This is a genomic window from Psychrobacter sp. D2 (genome assembly GCF_013608135.1).
Taxonomy (GTDB): Bacteria; Pseudomonadota; Gammaproteobacteria; order Pseudomonadales; family Moraxellaceae; genus Psychrobacter; species Psychrobacter cryohalolentis.
Genome location: NZ_JACDXZ010000004.1, coordinates 250,810 through 269,149, shown reverse-complemented (window position 1 = coordinate 269,149; position 18,340 = coordinate 250,810). Strand labels below are relative to the sequence as shown.

13 protein-coding genes are annotated in these 18,340 nt (G+C 43.9%); 3 read left to right on the top strand and 10 right to left on the bottom strand.

Annotation, left to right across the window (positions count from 1 at the left end; genetic code table 11):
* Window positions 1–113 precede the first annotated feature (113 nt).
* Entirely contained in the window at window positions 114–1,373 is a 1,260-nt protein-coding gene (gene gabT, locus H0262_RS07680; RefSeq protein WP_181210328.1) for a 4-aminobutyrate--2-oxoglutarate transaminase, read from the top strand.
* Between the two features lie 269 nt (window positions 1,374–1,642).
* Window positions 1,643–3,085, top strand: a complete 1,443-nt coding sequence (locus tag H0262_RS07675) for an APC family permease (RefSeq protein WP_181210327.1) — start codon at window positions 1,643–1,645, stop codon at window positions 3,083–3,085.
* 96 nt (window positions 3,086–3,181) lie between these two features.
* On the opposite strand, the gene H0262_RS07670 is transcribed toward H0262_RS07675, so the two are convergent.
* The gene (locus H0262_RS07670; protein WP_181210326.1) at window positions 3,182–4,555 is read right to left on the bottom strand and encodes an NAD-dependent succinate-semialdehyde dehydrogenase; all 1,374 of its coding nucleotides are present in this window, start codon (window positions 4,553–4,555) and stop codon (window positions 3,182–3,184) included.
* Between the two features lie 70 nt (window positions 4,556–4,625).
* Window positions 4,626–5,762: an agmatine deiminase gene (gene aguA / locus H0262_RS07665; RefSeq protein ID WP_310502983.1), complete on the bottom strand. Its 1,137-nt coding sequence runs from the start codon at window positions 5,760–5,762 to the stop codon at window positions 4,626–4,628.
* A gap of 5 nt (window positions 5,763–5,767) precedes the next feature.
* Here aguA and H0262_RS07660 point away from each other — a divergent pair, with 5 nt between their 5' ends.
* Complete coding sequence (locus H0262_RS07660; RefSeq protein ID WP_259275430.1) at window positions 5,768–6,145, top strand: cupin domain-containing protein; 378 nt, start codon at window positions 5,768–5,770, stop codon at window positions 6,143–6,145.
* A 208-nt stretch (window positions 6,146–6,353) separates the two neighbouring features.
* On the opposite strand, the gene H0262_RS07655 is transcribed toward H0262_RS07660, so the two are convergent.
* From H0262_RS07655 to H0262_RS07620, 8 genes are all read right to left on the bottom strand, one after another.
* The gene (locus tag H0262_RS07655; RefSeq protein WP_181210325.1) at window positions 6,354–7,652 is read right to left on the bottom strand and encodes a glycosyltransferase; all 1,299 of its coding nucleotides are present in this window, start codon (window positions 7,650–7,652) and stop codon (window positions 6,354–6,356) included.
* A gap of 152 nt (window positions 7,653–7,804) precedes the next feature.
* Window positions 7,805–8,689 carry a TIGR03915 family putative DNA repair protein gene (locus tag H0262_RS07650; RefSeq protein ID WP_181210324.1) on the bottom strand — a complete coding sequence of 295 codons (885 nt, stop codon included), beginning with the start codon at window positions 8,687–8,689 and terminating at the stop codon, window positions 7,805–7,807.
* Window positions 8,690–8,744: 55 nt separating this feature from the next.
* Window positions 8,745–10,013, bottom strand: coding sequence for a putative DNA modification/repair radical SAM protein (locus H0262_RS07645; protein WP_181210323.1), 1,269 nt, complete (start codon window positions 10,011–10,013; stop codon window positions 8,745–8,747).
* 402 nt (window positions 10,014–10,415) lie between these two features.
* Window positions 10,416–11,360, bottom strand: coding sequence for a hypothetical protein (locus H0262_RS07640; RefSeq protein WP_181210322.1), 945 nt, complete (start codon window positions 11,358–11,360; stop codon window positions 10,416–10,418).
* A gap of 387 nt (window positions 11,361–11,747) precedes the next feature.
* Window positions 11,748–12,224, bottom strand: coding sequence for a transcription elongation factor GreA (gene greA / locus H0262_RS07635; protein WP_011513174.1), 477 nt, complete (start codon window positions 12,222–12,224; stop codon window positions 11,748–11,750).
* 351 nt (window positions 12,225–12,575) lie between these two features.
* On the bottom strand, window positions 12,576–15,845 hold the full coding sequence (gene carB, locus H0262_RS07630) for a carbamoyl-phosphate synthase large subunit (RefSeq protein ID WP_181210363.1): 3,270 nt from the start codon (window positions 15,843–15,845) through the stop codon (window positions 12,576–12,578).
* A 144-nt stretch (window positions 15,846–15,989) separates the two neighbouring features.
* Window positions 15,990–17,222, bottom strand: a complete 1,233-nt coding sequence (carA, locus tag H0262_RS07625; RefSeq protein ID WP_181210321.1) for a glutamine-hydrolyzing carbamoyl-phosphate synthase small subunit — start codon at window positions 17,220–17,222, stop codon at window positions 15,990–15,992.
* Between the two features lie 400 nt (window positions 17,223–17,622).
* Window positions 17,623–18,192, bottom strand: a complete 570-nt coding sequence (locus H0262_RS07620; protein ID WP_011513177.1) for a phosphatase PAP2 family protein — start codon at window positions 18,190–18,192, stop codon at window positions 17,623–17,625.
* Window positions 18,193–18,340: the final 148 nt, after the last annotated feature.

Sequence of the window (18,340 nt, the reverse complement as noted above, 5' to 3'; positions counted from 1 at the left end):
TTGTCACATAGCACGAAATGGGGTTCAGTACCACGAATCCCAACTGTAATTTACTCTATAAACCGCCATCACTTCACTGGCATCTACGTAAAAAGAAAGAAAAGGACATTCTTATGACTACCAATCAATCATTACTTGCACGCCGTAAAGCGGTATTGCCAACCGGACTGGGTGTGGCTTTTCCTATCTTTGCCGAAAAAGCAAAAAACTCAGAAGTTTGGGATATTGAAGGCAATCGTTATATCGATTTCGTTGGCGGCATCTCAGTACTAAATACTGGTCACAGTCATCCAAAAATCACGCAGCGTGTGCATGAGCAGCTAGACAAATTCACCCATACTGCTGCGCAAATGATTAACTATGAATGCTATGTCGATCTTGCCGAAAAACTTTGTGAAAAAGCGCCTATCAGTGGCGACACAAAGGCATTCTTCTTGACCACTGGTGCAGAAGCGGTTGAAAACTGTATCAAAATTGCTCGTGCAAAAACCCGTCGTCCAGGCGTGATTTCTTTCGTTGGCGGTTGGCATGGCCGCACGCTTATGTGCATGAGCTTGACTGGTAAAGTATTGCCATACAAAAAGAACTTTGGTCCGATGCCAGGGCCTGTATTCCATGCATTATTCCCATGCGATGAGCTGAATGTTACTGAAGAACAAGCATTGCATAGCCTTGAGATGATTTTCCAAGCGGATATCGATCCTAGTGAAGTGGCGGCGATGATTATCGAGCCAGTACAAGGTGAGGGTGGCTTCCATCAAGTCACGCCATCATTTGCTAAGTCTTTACGCGACATCTGTGATGAGCACGGCATCGTCCTAATCTTTGATGAAGTACAGTGTGGTTTTGCGCGTACGGGTACGTTGTTTGCCTGTGAACAATTGGGCGTTGAGCCAGATCTGATGACCAGTGCTAAGAGCTTGGCAGGTGGTTATCCTATTTCTGCCGTTATTGGTCGTGCCGATATTATGGATGCCCCGCAAGTAGGTGGCTTGGGTGGTACTTATGCTGGCAACCCACTTGCTTGTGTAGCTGCTTTAGCAGTCATCGAAGTCATCGAAGAGGAAAACCTACTTGAGCGTAGTATTGAGATTGGCGACAAAATTGAGTCATTCTTAAAAGGGCTAAATCTAAGTAGTATCGGACATATTCGCCACAAAGGCGCCATGCTCGCGTTTGAGCTAATCGATAGTGCTGGCAAGCCTGACGTTGAAGCGACGACTAACCTAAAAGCGAAATCATTTGAGCAAGGTTTGTTACTAGCATCTTGCGGTATGCATGGCAATGCCATTCGTGTGATGGTGCCATTGACGGTTGAAGATGAAGTGCTACAAGAAGGTCTTGATATCATCAAAGATATTTTGACTGCCTAAGTATTTGATAGCTTAAAGGATAACAAGTGCTAAAGGTTAGGCTGTGTTTATAGTCAAATCCTAAGCAGTGTTGGTACAACGGCGCCTTGCAAGTCAAGACGCCGTTGTTGTCTCCGCTATCGAGATATTAAAAATACTATCGAGCTTCTCGGCTGAGAAGTATGGAAAGATAAACATGAGGGGCAATGCCCTGTTAAATACAAAATAGTGTCACTCTAAGTGTAATGAAAAAAGATTCACACGGATGAAGCACGGACAAGGAGCAAGTTATGTCTGAATTAAAAAAATCGTTAGGGACGCTAGATGTTATCGCCTTAGCATTTGGTGCAATGGTCGGTTGGGGCTGGGTCGTCTTGGCGGGTGGTTGGATTTTATCTGCTGGTACTTGGGGTGCTATGTTGGCATTCTTTATAGGTGGGCTGGCAGTGATACTGATTGGTGTGACTTATGCTGAGCTTGCGGCATCGATGCCCATCACTGGTGGTGAGCATACTTATACCCATCGCGCGCTGGGAGTAAATGTCTCCTTTATCTGTTCATGGAGTATTCTATTTGGTTATTTCTCTGTGGTCGCCTTTGAGGCGGTTGCCTTGCCGACAGTCGTAGAATATTTTATTCCTAATTATAATCAAGGTTATCTCTGGACCATTGCTGGCTGGGATGTTTATGCCACATGGGTAGGAGTTGGGATGCTAGGCTCCGTCATTGTAACGTGGCTAAATATACGCGGTATGGAAGTCAGTGCATGGTTCCAAAAAACTGCAGTACTAGGTATTTTATTCGTCGGAACCTTGCTATTTATTGGTGCAGTGCTTTATAACCCTGAAACCTCTACAGCAATACAATCGCCAGCCTTCATTGGTGGTGTCGGTGGCATGATGGCCGTCATTGTCATGGTGCCCTTTATGTTTGTGGGTTTTGACGTTATTCCACAAGCGGCAGAAGAGATTGATTTAACTCGTCCTAATATCGGTAAGTTTTTGATTGTCTCTATCGTCGTTGCGGTGATGTGGTATGTGGGTATCGCTTGGAGCGTGGGCACGACGTTGCCGCTTGTACAAGCAGAAAGCTCAACCTTAGCCACAGCTGATGCCATGACCAATGCTTGGCAAGGCAAATGGGCAGGTATTTTACTGGTTATCGGCGGTGTACTGGGTATTTTATCAAGCTGGAATGCGTTCTTAATTGGTGGTAGTCGTCTACTTTATGCGATGTCAAAAGCGCGCATGTTGCCAGCTTTTTTAGGTAAGTTACATCCAAAATACAATACACCTTCGAATGCGATTCTCCTCATTGGTGGTTTAGCAACGCTAGCACCTTTATTTGGTCGCAAGATGTTGGTTTGGATCGTTGATGCTGGTGGTTTTGGTATCGTCATTGCCTATACCTGTGTTGCTATTTCATTCTTGGTACTACGCTACCGCGAGCCTGATATGGTACGTCCCTTTAAGATACCAGCAGGTAAGCTTGTCGGTATGATAACGATTGCGCTTAGCTTTGGTTTATTGATGCTATATATGCCAGGTATGCCATCAGCATTGACACCTGTTGAATGGTGGATTTTCTTTGGCTGGACCGTCTTAGGTATTGTGTTATATAGCTATGCAAGGATTAAATATCCAGGTATTAGTGAATCGATTATGGCAGAAGAGCTACGTGAATTAAAAATCGTCAATCAATTATGGTTAAAAGATAATCCACCTAAGCAATAGTTTTTTCGATGGGTTATTTTTTAATGAAATTGTCCTATAAAAAAAGCCTAACATTGACTGTTAGGCTTTTTATTATTCTAAAAATCGCTCTGTCGATTAAGATTTGTCACGAATCAATTTATAGTTTAAAAATTCAGTAATGCCAAGGTTACCAAGCTCTCGACCAAAACCTGAGCGCTTCACACCGCCAAATGGGGTATTGGCTTCACTACCAGACGGGGCGTTGATCGTTACCATACCGACTTCAAGCTTATCAGCTATCTGAGCCGCCAACTCTGCATCTTGCGTTTGAATAGAAGCGCCAAGTCCAAAGGGAACATCATTGGCAATTTGAATCGCATGATCGACATCACGTGCTTTATAAATGACAGCAACTGGACCAAAAAGCTCTTGACGATAGACATCCATGGACTCATCAACGTCTGTCAGTACCGCAGGCTTAAACCAAGCGCCCGGCTTGTCTTTCACCATACCGCCTTCTACCAATACGGTTGCCCCTGCTTGAATGGCGCTGTCGAGCTGCTCTTGTAAGTTTTTTGCTGCTGCTTTAGAGGACATCGGTCCGATAAAGGTGCCATCATCAAGTGGATCAGCCAAGCTCATATCACGTACGGCATCGGTAAAGCCTTTGACGAAATCATCATAAACTGACTCAATGACGATTAGGCGTTTGGCGGCATTACAGGCTTGGCCAGTATTACCAAAACGACCAGAGATAGCGCCTTGTACCGCTTTTCCGATATCAGCGTCAGCTGCAACGATGAAGGCATCGGAGCCACCAAGCTCTAGCACGACTTTTTTGAGGGCGCCGCCTGCTACTTTAGCAACTGCTTGTCCAGCTCGTTCAGAGCCAGTTAAGGAGATACCTTGTACCCTGCTGTCTTCAATAATAGTCGCTGCTTGTTCATTGGTTGCAAACACATTGTTATAGACACCCTCTGGTAAGCCTGCGTCTTTAAAGATATCGACGATAACTTCTGCTGTCTTAGGGCATTGCGGCGCGTGTTTTAAGATAAGGGTATTGCCTGCCATAAAGTTTGGTGCGGCAAAACGTGCAACCTGATAATGCGGATAGTTCCATGGCATGATACCCAACAGGACACCGACAGGTAGCTTCTCTACAGAGGCAGACCCTGTATCGACATCAATTTTATTGGGCGCTAATAGCTGCTCTGCATTATCGGCATAGTAACGAAAGATATCAGCGACCAATCCAATCTCGCCTTTTGCTTGCGCGACAGGCTTACCCATCTCTGTTGCTACGATACGTGCAAGCTCTTCTTTACGCTCAAGATAGAGATCAGCAATTTTATGCAGTAGCTTACTACGCTCACTTAGCGATACTGTACGCCAGTCTTGATAGGCTGTGTCAGCTTGCTCAATCACTCTTTGGATATCTTGTTCAGTGGCGGTAGGGTAAGTGGCTTCTACTTCACCAGTAGCTGGGTTATTAACTTGATAATCGCTCATAGTTATGTCCTTTTTTAAAATATTATTGGGTTCAAAATCCATTTGGGTCTATATTTTTATGCGGGTGTTTTTAGTTAATGCTTTTAATTGATGATTTTGGTTGCTGCTGCGTAATACAGTGAATATTGCCGCCACCAAAAACAATCTCTTTCGTTTGTACTCCCACTACCTGATGTTGAGGAAAGACTTTTTCAAGCTGCTCGATGGCGAGTGCATCATTTATATCATCATATTGCGGTACGATGACAGCGTCATTACAAATCAAAAAGTTGGCATATGAAGCGATACAAACATCGCCTGTCAGGCGTGGTTTGGCATCATCAGATTGTTCAATATCATAATGTTCAGGCAAGGTGACAGAGTTCTTGGTACAGCACAGCTTATGGACTTTTAGATGCCTACCTTTTGCATCGGTCATATTTGAGAGCTGCTCATAGGCTTTTTGCGTTACCTCATAAAACGGATGCTTAGGGTCGTCAGTAAACAAGCAAACCACTTCACCAGGGCGCGCAAAGCAAGCGATATCGTCAATGTGACCTGTAGTCTCATCAGGATCAATACCATCATCAATCCACAGCACTTTTTGCACATTAAGATAAGTTTTTAGCTTGGCTTCAATTTGAGCTTCGGTTAGGTGCGGGTTACGTCCCGGACTGAGCAGACACATGCGCGTGGTCAGAACGGTGCCTTCACCATCGATATGAAATGCACCGCCTTCCATCACAAAGTCATCCGTTCGATAGCGTTTGATATCTAGATGGTCACATAAGCGTTCAGCCAGCTTATCATCGTCATCCCACGGCGAGTATAGTCCGTCATAGTCGCCGCCCCATGCGTTGAATGTCCAATCACAAGCGCGTAGCTCACCTTTATCATTGATTAAAAATGTCGGGACAGTATCACGCGCCCAAGCATCATTGCTGGGCATGGATATGACGTCGATATCAGCAGGTAGACTATCGCGGCATGATTGATAATCATCAGGATTGACCAGTATGCCAACTTCACAAAATCTGTTAATTGCCAGTGCAACATCAGCATAAGCTTTCTGAGCAGGAATGGCTTGCTGTCGCCAGTTATCAGCACGGTAAGGCCACACCATCCATATTTTTTGTATCGGTTCAAATTCTGCTGGCATGTAAAAGCCGTCTTGTTGTGGTGTTGAGCCCGTGATTAATCGGTTCGGTAATAATGATATATAGAGCACCTTATTTGACGACTTTTTTTAGTGATGAGTGGAAAGAGCCTAAAGCTCGAGTGGTGGTTACGCCAAAAGATTTGATAGAGCTGAGCGAGCCGAGCAGTAGAGTGTCTCTAAAGCAGGTATATAACTGTAGCACCACCAAGAATCTGGGTTTTTTGATCGAAACTTATCAGCCAAACAGCTCAACGGAAGAAAAAATTGCTCATGAAGGTGAAGAAATCGGTACCGTCATCGAAGGTAAAGTGTTGATTCGTATTGAAGAGACAACCTACTTATTAAATGAAGGTGACAGTTATGTGATCGATACGATTAAGCCGCATACTTTTATCAATCCTACTGACGGCGTGACTCGTATCATTAGTGCGCATACGCCAACGACTTACTGAACAAAAATCAGCATAAGCTTTTATACAGTGATAGGTCCATATAGTAATGTATTTTCAAAAGCGTATGATTATTGAACATACAGGATTGCCTTTTACTCACGCTATTTTCTACTAGAAAGTAGCGTTTTTTGTATATGTCTTTGAAGCAAGCCGATAAGAAGAAAGTTAATAATAGATAGGCAAGCAGTCAAATTAGAAATGACGCCAATTAAACATCGTTTGGCTCTTCTGTTACTTTAGAACTGTAAGATGTGTTGGGTTTGTCTTTGACCAACCTGACTTTATTTGCTGTTTTTTTATTAACGATGGGCTCAGAAGTCACGCCAAAGACTTTTTTGTGTCTTCTTACGGCTAAAGCATCCGCTGCCGCTTTTTCTTCTGCTAATGCCTGCTCATGCAGATTTTTATAGACGCCTATTGTCTCATCAATCATCTCACGCATGGTAAATTTGTTGGTCATCTCAGGGCGAGTCACACTTTCTAACTGATTGCGCACCGCTTTGCACAGTGCGTTGGCATTGTATTTTCTAACCAAACCTTGCGGATAGAGTGGGCGCAGAATTTCACTAAATGCCGCTTGATCCCAGCCAATGACAGGCGTACCCAAATGAATGGCTTGTAAGGCATTGATACCGATAGATTCAGGCTGATTGGCAAGTGCCATGACGACATTGGCCGCTGACAACCACTCACGCATATCATTACGTTTGCTGCCGACATAAGTGATACGATCGGCTAGTCCCAAAGTATTGCTGCGTTGACGAAAATCTTCATGGGCGACATCGCCCGCGCGATAATCATCATCCATAATAATGGCATGGATATTGGGGAACTGCTCTTGAAGATTGCCCAAGATATCAATCAGCCATTCTTGGCCATATTCCTTACCGATGATGGTTGGAAATACCAGCCATTTTTTATTCTCAAGCTCAGGGTATTCAGCAAAAGTATGACGTAGCCAATATACTGATGGATTATGACGATAAGGATAACGACGCGTATCAACACCGCGGTAGATACGTTTAATGACTCTGGGATCCAGCTCCTCACGACGCAGCCCTTTTTTTAAGTAATCAGTCACACTATCAGACACAGTAATAATGGTGTGAACATCAAGCAAGGCTTGTGAGTATTTATTGATGGGATAGAAGCCATACATGGTCGATACCAGTTTTGGTCGACGTTTTACCCGTGCACGGCGCAGCGCTAAATGCAGTACCCATGCTGGTGTCCGCGAATGCACATGGATGATATCAGGGTCATATTTTTCAATCAGACGGCGTAGTGGCGCGACCTGTAACAAGGACAGCCAAGATTTTTTATTCATATATAACTGGTGATAATGGTTGCCATCACGCTTTAGGCGTCTGACCAAGTCGTTGTCTTCATTAGCACTAGAGATAATGATTGAGGTATGCTCGTTTTTGACCAAAGCACGCCCAAGATGAAAAATACCGCGCTCGGATTCATCATGCTTCAAAGACGACAGTAAACGCATAACTTTCATAATGGCGTGGGTCACTATTAGAAGATATCAAGCTGCTATTGTCAGTGAAAAGTGCTGAAAACTCAACCACCAAGATAAAAAGATAGCATGGGACAATGACTATTATTTGTCGTCAATAAATATAGGTAATATAAATGACAGTAATCAAATATTTAGCGCTGTTTTTTGAGGTGCTGCGCATTTGGCAGGACTTGCTTTTCACTCAAGTATTTCCAATAGCGCTGCGGTAAGTATTGCTTGTGCAAACGTGGATTTTTACGCTCTTTGATATTGACGTTGGTAAAATAACCTTGCCAAAAACGCTGATAACGTTGCTCATCTTCGCTATGAATGCTGGCAGGATTACGTAGTACTGCCTCATCAAGCTCAGTAATGGTTTGCAGGGCTGCGGGGCGCTTGGGCGTGCTTTGGCTTTTGTCATAATAAATGCCATAGCCACGAGCCAAATCATAAATTGCCCAATGCTGATCTTGATAACGCTGACGAAAATGCTCCCCAATCAAAGGCAAGACATTAAAATCCGGCTCAACACGGGCAAAGTAAATGTCTTCAACTGTATGCTCAAAGCGTACAAAGGCTTCCATGCGGTGTTTTTCACGACCGACAGACTTGACCGTTTGCACGAGCTCTAAAACATTGAGATTACCCAAATCATCCATGATATGGCGACTTGGGTAGTTAATAGCGTATTTCACCACTTGAAACAATGTGCTACCAATATTGTCTTTTTCTGACAAAAAACCCCAAAGTAAATTGCGCATACCTGAGCGACCTAGGAGTTGATTCAATTTCGTAAGTACTCGTTCGGCATGGTTGGCATTGGTCTCTACACTAATGGCGTGAGCGAGTAATGACGGCACATAATAGTCCTGCGCAATAAGCTGTAGCGATGTATCGTCCTGTAAGTGATTGGAATAGACGTAAAATACTGCACTGAGCCACCCCTCAAAACTTGGCTCATAAAGTACAATACTGGGCGTCAATTGACCCAGCTGGTAATTTTGGTTTTTGACAAGTTCTGACAGTAATTGCGACATTATTTGTCCTAAGATAACTTCATAATAGTAGCTAAATTATCAATAATTTTGATATTTAAAACAAAGCCAACTGCCCACTGCGTTGATCTTTAAATTTCGTCTGCGTTTGCGCCAGAACATATTGACGAAAGTTATTACGGGTTAAGTGTGCGAGATGCTCGTTTTTACCAGTAGTTGCAATGAAGTATTTGGCACGATTGACCGCCGCGCCCATTTTCTTCAAGTGATAAAGTGTCAGCTGATTGAACTTGCGGGCTTTGACTATTTTCTTAGCCGTTTTTGTACCGATACCGGGAATACGTACAATCATCTCATAACTTGCTGTTTGGATATTGACCGGAAAATGCTCACGGTGGCGGATTGCCCATGCTAACTTTGGGTCGCAGTCCAAATCTAAAAATGGCGAGTCCGGTTCAACGATTTCGTGCGCACCAAAACCATAAAAACGCATCAGCCAATCCGCTTGATAGAGACGGTTTTCGCGTATCATTGGCACAGGCGTACCGATAGCTGGCAGGCGACTGTCAGATAGCATTGGCACATAGCCAGAATAGTAAACTCGCTTTAAATCATATTGTTTATAAAAATGACTCGATAGCTGAATCACTTGCAAGTCGGTCTCGTTACTTGCGCCAACAATCATCTGGCTAGTCTGACCTGCAGGCACAAATTTCGGCGCTTTTTTATGCGTTTTACGGCTCTCACGAATAGTAATAATTTCTTCTTTTACCGTCTCCATCGGTGCTTTTAATTGTTCGTGAGATTTTTCTGGTGCCAGTAACGCCAATCCTGATTTAGTCGGAATTTCGATATTGACGCTTAAACGGTCAGCATATAATCCAGCTTCTAATAATAATTCTTTTGAAGCTCCGGGAATGGTCTTTAGATGAATATAACCATTAAAACGCTCACGGGTACGTAATATCTTAGCCACCTCAACCAGTCGCTCCATCGTATAATCGCCACTTTTAAAGATACCTGAGCTAAGAAACAGTCCTTCGATATAATTACGGCGGTAAAACTGCATGGTTAAATCAACGACTTCTTCAACACTAAAAGCAGCGCGCGGGGTGTCATTGCTTTTGCGCGAGGTGCAATAAGCGCAATCGTATATGCAATGATTGGTCAGCAGGATTTTCAGCAGGCTAACGCAGCGACCATCTTCGGTATAGCTGTGACAAATACCGGTTGCTGAGGCATCGCCAAGGCCACCGCCTTGGTTTTTCCGCGTACCAGCGGAGGATGAGCAAGAGACATCATACTTAGCAGCGTCCGCTAAAATATTGAGCTTACCTTGTAGTCGTTCATAATTGATGGTTGCCATAAGCGGTATTTACCATGTCAGTAATGAAAGACTATTTTAGCAAAATTGGTGTTAAGTCATTGTATTTATGAGTAAAATAGCAATGATAGACGACAACTGTTGTCGCCTATTCTGAGCTGCACTATACGATTACAAAAGCGATTAAATTTGAAGCAATATAGTTAGTGAAAAGTAATATCGATACATTGAGTACTGCTAGTATTAATTTTTTTTGCTTGCTGTGCCTACACAACAGAGGCTGCAGAAAATTATACTAGCAGTACCGTAACGTTTTTAAGGTGTTTTGACTATGGTTTATGAATAGCCACAAAAAAGGCCTTGCCGGCTAGAGACTTAGCAAACAAGACCTTTTATTAGTTATAGTATTTCTTAAGTTGTAATACTATAACTTCACTGCCGTATTTATTGAACTTTAGCGCGTATCACGACAGTCTGTGCAGCTTTAGGACTAAGATTTACTAAGTTCCATTTAAGACCTGAGTAATTTTCTTTTACCACTACTGTATTGCCAACTTGTTGGATAGTTTGATAGCTATCGCCACCAGTGGTCGCAAGCGTTGGTAGTGGACTGTTTAATGACACCATTCTGACGCCATTTGGCAAAGAAACCATGGCATTGATATCAGTCACTGGTTGTGCTGTGGTATTGGTATAAACGGTATGATACTCAATCACATCACCAGGCGCGATATGGTTGGCAGGTACTGCAACTTCACGTCCATCGCTATTTTTAAGGATTTTCATAACTTTGGTTTGCGCGTTGACCACATCAGGCGTACTAAAGGTTGGTTTGAGCTGCAAGGCTTCTATAGAAGTAATTGTTGTCACAGGGGTAGTGATCACCGGTGCATTGATTACTGACGTATTTATGACTGGCAGCTGAGTTGCTGTGGTTACAGGCAGTATTTGAGTCGTCGGTAATACTTGAGTGACAGTACTGGTTGGCACTGCGATGACATTAACACGACTGCTTTGATTGGTTATTTGGTTGGTCACCGGTACGCTAGTGACAGTCGCACTACCTTGAGTGACGACAGTATTACTAACACCATTACTGGCTACTTGGCGAACCACGTAGCGCGGTACATTGGTAACCTGCGTCACAGCAAACGGCATGCCATCTTGCATACCAATGCTATTAGGCGTAGCAGTAATGACAGCTGTTTTGCCATCAGAATACTGCTCGACCACGGTGGTACTACCGCCTGTAGAAGGTAGAACGGTCACTTCAGTGGCGGCATTGGCAGCAGACATAGCCATAACAGTGCCTACCAACAGTGCGGATACTGCCGTGAATGTAGCTGTTTTTTGCATCACAACGAATGAGCGATTAATAGTGGTGGTCATAATAAAGTCCTTTAAAATGATAATAAGTAACACAAAAATAGAGAACACTTAAAGAAGAAAGCCCAGATAAGAAAACCCCCGTTAATTGACGCTGCAGGGGAGGTCAAATAACGGGGGCAGCATTACTGATAATAGTAGTAAATAGCCAGACGATAAAAGCTATCTGTCAAACCGTCCTATCAAACTATTGATTTATCCGTGATTATTTTAATTAGTTGCTAAGCATACACTTAGCAATCTCAACTCAACAATTATGCGCTAAAACGAGTTAGGTAGAAAAGCAGCGTTGTGTAACTGCTATCCTATAAACGATGACTTTTTGTGTGGTTTACTTTATCTGATTTCTTAAGAAAATTACTATTTGATTCACTACAAAAGACAACTATATTAATCGTAGATGACTTTCATAATTTCGTATTCAACCACACCCTTTGGGGTTTCAATACGCGCTTCATCGCCCTCAGATTTACCAATCAAACCACGCGCAATCGGTGAGTTAACAGAGATTTTACCGGCTTTGAAATCCGCTTCGTCGTCACCAACAATTTTGTACTGCTTTTCTTCTTCAGTGTCCATGTTTTCAATAACGACGCTGACACCGAATATCACACGGCCATCTTTTGGTAACGTCGTAGGATCAATCACTTGTGCACCGCCAAGTTTGGCTTCGATATCACGGATACGAGCTTCACAAAATCCCTGCTGTTCACGCGCTGCATGATATTCAGCATTTTCTTTCAAATCACCGTGTTCGCGCGCTTCAGCGATAGAGGCGGTGATGCGAGGACGGTCAATACTTTTTAACTGTTTTAATTCGGCTTCTAAAGCCGCATGTCCTTGCGGAGTCATGGGATAACGTTGCATGTTTTTTCCTTAAACCAATAACACGGGCACCATCTCCTACTCTTAGTGAATAGTGAGATGGTGTCAGAGTTGTTGCAATGGGTATAAAATAAAAAAAGAATGATGATGCAGACAGCGTAACCAGTCAGGTCGCTATCATTCATTGATATCAATTCAATAATCTGGGTGTTTAAGCTTACGTAATAAAAAGCATAGTCGCAGTTTAGCCACTATGCTTTTTAGGTCTATCATTTAAATTTTATTTCAAGCATGGTCTACAGTATTAAACGCTACACTATGCTCAAATAAGCTCCTAGGCAAGCCTAACGGTTATGCTTAATCTACTGAAATTATTCAGCCAAGTCAATAGAGCTATACAATAGACTTTGCTTGCTCATGTAAATCTTGCAATTTATACACCTCAAAAGGTAGGTCAATCGCATAAGATTTACAAACGGCATCTGCTGCGCCCAAAGTCGTGACGTAGAACACTTTGCCTTGTAGCGCGCTACGACGGATAGAGAATGAATCCTCTTGTGCCTGCTTACCTTCAGTCGTGTTAATAATAATATCGATTTTGCCGTTTTTCAAGGCATCAACGATATGTGGGCGACCTTCGGTGACTTTGTTAATTTGCTTGCATTCAATACCATTGTCGCTTAGTACTTTTTGCGTACCAGTAGTCGCTACAATGTTAAAGCCAAAGTCAGTCAGTTGACGTGCGATAGGGGCAATTTGCGCTTTATCGCTATCACGTACCGAGATAAAGACTGTTTTGGTTTCGCCTTCAGTTGGTAAACCTGGCAGACGCTCGTTACTACCGATAACCGCTTTGTAGAATGCTTCGCCAAAGGTTTTACCAACGCCCATCACTTCGCCAGTCGATTTCATCTCAGGGCTCAAGATTGGGTCAACACCAGGGAATTTAGCAAACGGGAATACCGCTTCTTTTACTGCAAAAAATGCAGGGACGATTTCTGTAGTAAAGCCTTGGTCTTTTAGCGAGGTGCCAGCCATACAGCGCGCGGCGATTTGCGCTAATGACGTACCGATACATTTAGAGACAAACGGCACCGTGCGCGCTGCACGAGGATTGACTTCTAAAATATAAACGGTTTCACCTTTTACCGCAAACTGGACGTTCATCAAACCGATAACACCAAGCTCTTTAGCCATGGCGACGGTTTGTGCGCGCATCACATCGCACAGCTCATCAGACAATGAGTAAGGCGGCAATGAACAGGCTGAGTCACCAGAGTGTACGCCAGCTTGTTCGATATGTTGCATAATACCGCCAATCACGACGTCTGTACCGTCGCTAACACAGTCGACATCGACTTCAATCGCATCATCTAAGAAACGATCTAATAATACCGGCGCTTCATTTGATGCTTGTACGGCCGTGCGTAGATAATGTCTGAGCTCATCTTCGTTATAGACGATTTCCATCGCGCGACCACCCAATACATAGGATGGGCGTACCACCAATGGATAGCCAACGTCTTTTGCTTTGACCAAACCGTCTTCTAAGCTCGTCGCCAAGGCATTGGTTGGCTGCACAAGGTTCAATTGCTGAATCATATGCTGGAAGCGTTCGCGGTCTTCTGCGCGGTCAATCGCATCAGGGCTGGTACCGATGATTTTGACACCAGCGGCTTCAAGGGCGCGGGCTAGTTTTAATGGCGTTTGACCACCGAACTGTACAATCACGCCATCAGGATTTTCAATACGGACAATCTCTAGCACGTCTTCTAAGGTAATTGGTTCAAAATAGAGACGGTCAGAGGTGTCATAATCGGTTGAAACGGTTTCAGGGTTACAGTTGACCATGATGGTCTCATAGCCGTCTTCGCGCATGGCAAGGGCGGCGTGTACACAGCAATAGTCAAACTCAATACCTTGACCGATACGGTTAGGACCGCCGCCAATAACCATAATTTTTTTGTTATTCGTTGGATTGGCTTCACATTCGCTATCGTATGTTGAGTACATATAAGCAGTGCTGGTGGCAAACTCTGCCGCACAAGTATCAACGCGCTTATAAACGGGATAGACGTTTAAGTCCCAACGCTTTTTACGTAGCTGCTTTTGTGAGACGCCAAGCAACTTCGCCAAACGCAAATCTGATAGACCTTTACGTTTAAAGCTACGTAAGTTCTTTTCAGTTAAACCACCAAAGCCTAGCGCTTTAACTTGAGCTTCGGTTTTAACGATATCTTCGATTTGCACCAAGAACCATGGGTCAATTTTGGTCAAGTTAAAGACCTCATCGACGCTCATACCAATACGGAAAGCATCGGCAATATAATAGATGCGTTCAGGCGTTGGAATGGTCAAACGATTGGTAATCTCGCTACGGGCTTTTTCAGTGCTAAGCTTACCGTCTTTTATCGCTGCAAAATCGATTTGCTCATCAAAGCCATCATTGCCGGTTTCCATGCCGCGTAATGCTTTTTGCATCGACTCTTGGAAGTTACGCCCAATCGCCATGACTTCACCAACCGATTTCATTTGGGTTGATAATACGCTGTCCGCTTGGGGGAATTTTTCAAAGTTAAAGCGTGGAATCTTAGTGACGACATAATCAAGCGCAGGCTCAAAGCTGGCTGGAGTTTTACCGCCCGTGATGTCATTTTGCAATTCATCTAGGGTATAGCCAATTGCTAATTTTGCCGCAATTTTTGCAATCGGGAAGCCCGTGGCTTTTGAGGCCAATGCTGATGAACGTGATACGCGTGGGTTCATCTCGATGACGACCATACGACCCGTTTCAGGGTTGATACCGAATTGCACGTTTGAGCCGCCCGTTTCCACACCAATCTCACGCAGTACTGCTAATGAAGCATTACGCATGATTTGATATTCTTTGTCCGTCAAGGTTTGTGCTGGCGCAACCGTGATCGAGTCGCCGGTATGTACGCCCATTGGGTCAAAGTTTTCAATGGCACAAATGATGATGCAGTTGTCGTTTTTGTCACGAACCACTTCCATCTCATATTCTTTCCAACCGATAAGTGACTCATCGATAAGCAATTGATGGTTTGGTGATAAGTCAAAGCCGCGCTCGCAGATTTCAATAAACTCATCGCGGTTATAGGCGATACCACCGCCTGAACCACCCATCGTAAATGAAGGGCGAATGATACACGGATAGCCCATTTTTTCTTGGGTCGCAAACGCTTCTTCCATGGTTTCGGCAGTTTCAGCGCGTGGGCACTCAAGGCCGATGCGCTTCATGGCTTTATCGAACAAGTTGCGGTCTTCTGCCATCTCTATTGAATCTTTGGTTGCCCCAATCAATTCGCAGTTATATTTGGTTAATACGCCGTGCTTGTCTAACTCTAAGGCACAGTTTAGAGCGGTCTGACCACCCATGGTTGGCAAGATAGCGTCAGGGCGTTCTTTGGCAATGATTTGCTCAACCGTCTGCCAAGTAATCGGCTCGATATAGGTCGCATCCGCCATGGTTGGGTCAGTCATAATAGTCGCAGGGTTTGAGTTGACCAAGATGACGCGGTAGCCTTCTTCTTTTAGCGCTTTACACGCCTGCGCGCCTGAGTAGTCAAACTCACATGCTTGGCCGATGACGATAGGGCCTGCGCCAATGATAAGAATGCTTTTTATGTCGGTACGTTTTGGCATAGTTAGGGCTACCTTCGTTTGAGTGATATTTTGAGTAATCTGCATTTTAACGATATGTTCAATAACGCTTATCGTGTTTGGCATGGTGTAGCTTGAATCACCATCTGTGCTTCAAGCTTTATACTTATTATTTATGGCTAGGGATTAAGCTTTCGCTGCTGCCATCATATCGGCAAATTTATCGAACAGTGGCGCAGCATCATGCGGGCCAGGGCTGGCTTCTGGGTGACCTTGGAAACTAAAGACTGGCTTATTGGTCAGCTCAATCCCTTGGTTGGTACCGTCAAATAATGAGCGATGGGTCGATTTAACATTGGCAGGCAGCGTGTCTTCATCAACCGCAAAACCATGATTTTGACTGGTAATCATAACCGTGCCAGTTGCCAAGTCTTGTACCGGGTGGTTGGCACCATGATGACCGGTTTTCATTTTAATGGTTTTTGCACCGCTCGCAAGACCAATCAGTTGATGACCTAAGCAGATACCAAAGGTTGGAATCTTCGTTTCTTCAATAATATGACGTACCGCATCGATAGCATAATCACAGGCAGCAGGGTCACCAGGACCATTTGATAAGAAGATACCATCTGGATTCATCGCGAGGACATCTGCGATAGGCGTTTGTGCTGGCACGACAGTGACATGACAACCGCGGTCAACGAGCATACGTAGGATATTGGTTTTGCTACCAAAGTCATAGGCGACAACGTTGTATTTTGCTTCGACGTGCGTGCCCAAATGCTTAAAGAAGCCGCCTGTACCGCTATCATGGCTACCAGCTACATCGCGGTTAAGTAGGGTGTCTGATAAATCCCAGCTACCAGCGGTCCATTCAAATGTCGTCGGTGTACAGCATTCTTTTGCCAAGTCCATGCCTTCGATACCAGCAAATTCTTGCGCCAGTTTGATGGCTTGCTGTTCATCTTCGCTGCTAATTGTTGTACCGTTAGAAGCGGTCATGATACAACCGTTTTGCGCGCCTTTATCACGTAGCAGGCGGGTCAATTGACGGGTATCAATATCAGCAATGGCGACGGTATTATGGCTCTGTAAATAATCACTCAATGACTCTGAGTTGCGGAAGTTTGATGTCACCATGGTTGCATCACGGATGATAAGACCTTCAGCCCATACTTGATGGCCATTACCAGACTCGACATCTTCAGCGTTGGTGCCGGTATTGCCAATGTGCGGATAGGTAAGCGTGACCAGTTGGCGCGCGTAACTTGGGTCGGTTAGAATTTCTTGGTACCCTGTCATGGCTGTATTAAATACCACCTCACCGACACGATGACCAAGACTACCGATACTCAAACCGCGAAAAATCGTACCGTCTGCTAGTGCCAAAATTGCTTGTATTTCTGCCGATGAATTCAAGGGTTGCCTCCGCTGTTATTAGTGAGTGCTGTGCTGTTTTTTGGTTAAAATAAAGCGCTGCTTTTTTGATTATTGCTATTTAACTGCGGCTAAATAACCATAATAAAAGAGACAGCGCCAAAATTTTTCCACAAAAAAGCGAGAAGACATCATAGATGAAAAGGTACAGGATTCACTAGGTGGTGAATAAGTAACTTACATCATGTCCGCTCGCTTTGGCACAGATTTTGCGCATTATACTAGAGTTTTGCACTAAGGGCCAGCATCTTAAGCTGATGCTTGACTAATAAATTTAAGATGTTTCTTATTTAACCTTCAATCATGAGCAGCCATAGTAGATTTGGCTATAGGTAGTGACTAGGAGGTGATATAAATAGGTATGAAGACTAGAATTTATTGATCAAAAGTTATAATGTACTGATAAGCCATAATAATCTGGCGATAAGTTGGTGGCGATATGCAGCTGGTCATCTTGATAGCTTTTCGTCAGATACATACTGCTCGCCATACCTAAGGCAGCGCCTGCCAATACATCGACAGCATCATGCTCATCAGCTTCAATGCGGCTATAAGCCACAAAACCTGCGCCAATATAGGCAGGAACACTATATTTTAGTCCATAGCGTTTATGAATAAAGCTGGCTCCCTGAAAGGCTCTTGAGGTATGACCAGATGGATAAGAATCATCATCGCTGCCATCTGGGCGCTCTTTACTAATCACAGATTTTAGGGCATAAGTGGCTGCAACATTGGTTGCAAATGAATAATAAAATTGCTCTCGTCCCTCTTTATCATCCATATAATAAGTGCTACCGTAAGCAACGGCTGGTATAGCGAAAGATAGAATGTCACCCGCCTTGTCGATATTATCGCTACTACTGGCGTGAGCTGGCATAGCGACAAGCAAGCTGCTCGATAATAAAAAACTACTGGGTAATAAAATGATAGCGGAAGCGTTTTTGCTGATCATTGCGGCAATCCTAAAGAGGGTTTATAGGGCAGATGAAGGAAAACCGCATTATACTACAAATGCTTGCTCCTAAATTCAGCGCTCACATATTTACAGGTCAGTTTTATAGCCGATATCTGTCTCAACTACATTTATTAATAATAACAAC

Excerpts from the sequence above, each read along its gene's own strand:
- H0262_RS07620 (WP_011513177.1), bottom strand. The coding sequence starts at position 18,192 with ATGATCAGCAAAAACGCTTCCGCTATCATTTTATTACCCAGTAGTTTT.
- H0262_RS07655 (WP_181210325.1), bottom strand. The coding sequence starts at position 7,652 with ATGAAAGTTATGCGTTTACTGTCGTCTTTGAAGCATGATGAATCCGAG.
- H0262_RS07645 (WP_181210323.1), bottom strand. The coding sequence starts at position 10,013 with ATGGCAACCATCAATTATGAACGACTACAAGGTAAGCTCAATATTTTA.
- H0262_RS07650 (WP_181210324.1), bottom strand. The coding sequence starts at position 8,689 with ATGTCGCAATTACTGTCAGAACTTGTCAAAAACCAAAATTACCAGCTG.
- greA (WP_011513174.1), bottom strand. The coding sequence starts at position 12,224 with ATGCAACGTTATCCCATGACTCCGCAAGGACATGCGGCTTTAGAAGCC.
- carB (WP_181210363.1), bottom strand. The coding sequence starts at position 15,845 with ATGCCAAAACGTACCGACATAAAAAGCATTCTTATCATTGGCGCAGGC.
- H0262_RS07640 (WP_181210322.1), bottom strand. The coding sequence starts at position 11,360 with ATGACCACCACTATTAATCGCTCATTCGTTGTGATGCAAAAAACAGCT.
- H0262_RS07675 (WP_181210327.1), top strand. The coding sequence starts at position 1,643 with ATGTCTGAATTAAAAAAATCGTTAGGGACGCTAGATGTTATCGCCTTA.
- H0262_RS07670 (WP_181210326.1), bottom strand. The coding sequence starts at position 4,555 with ATGAGCGATTATCAAGTTAATAACCCAGCTACTGGTGAAGTAGAAGCC.
- gabT (WP_181210328.1), top strand. The coding sequence starts at position 114 with ATGACTACCAATCAATCATTACTTGCACGCCGTAAAGCGGTATTGCCA.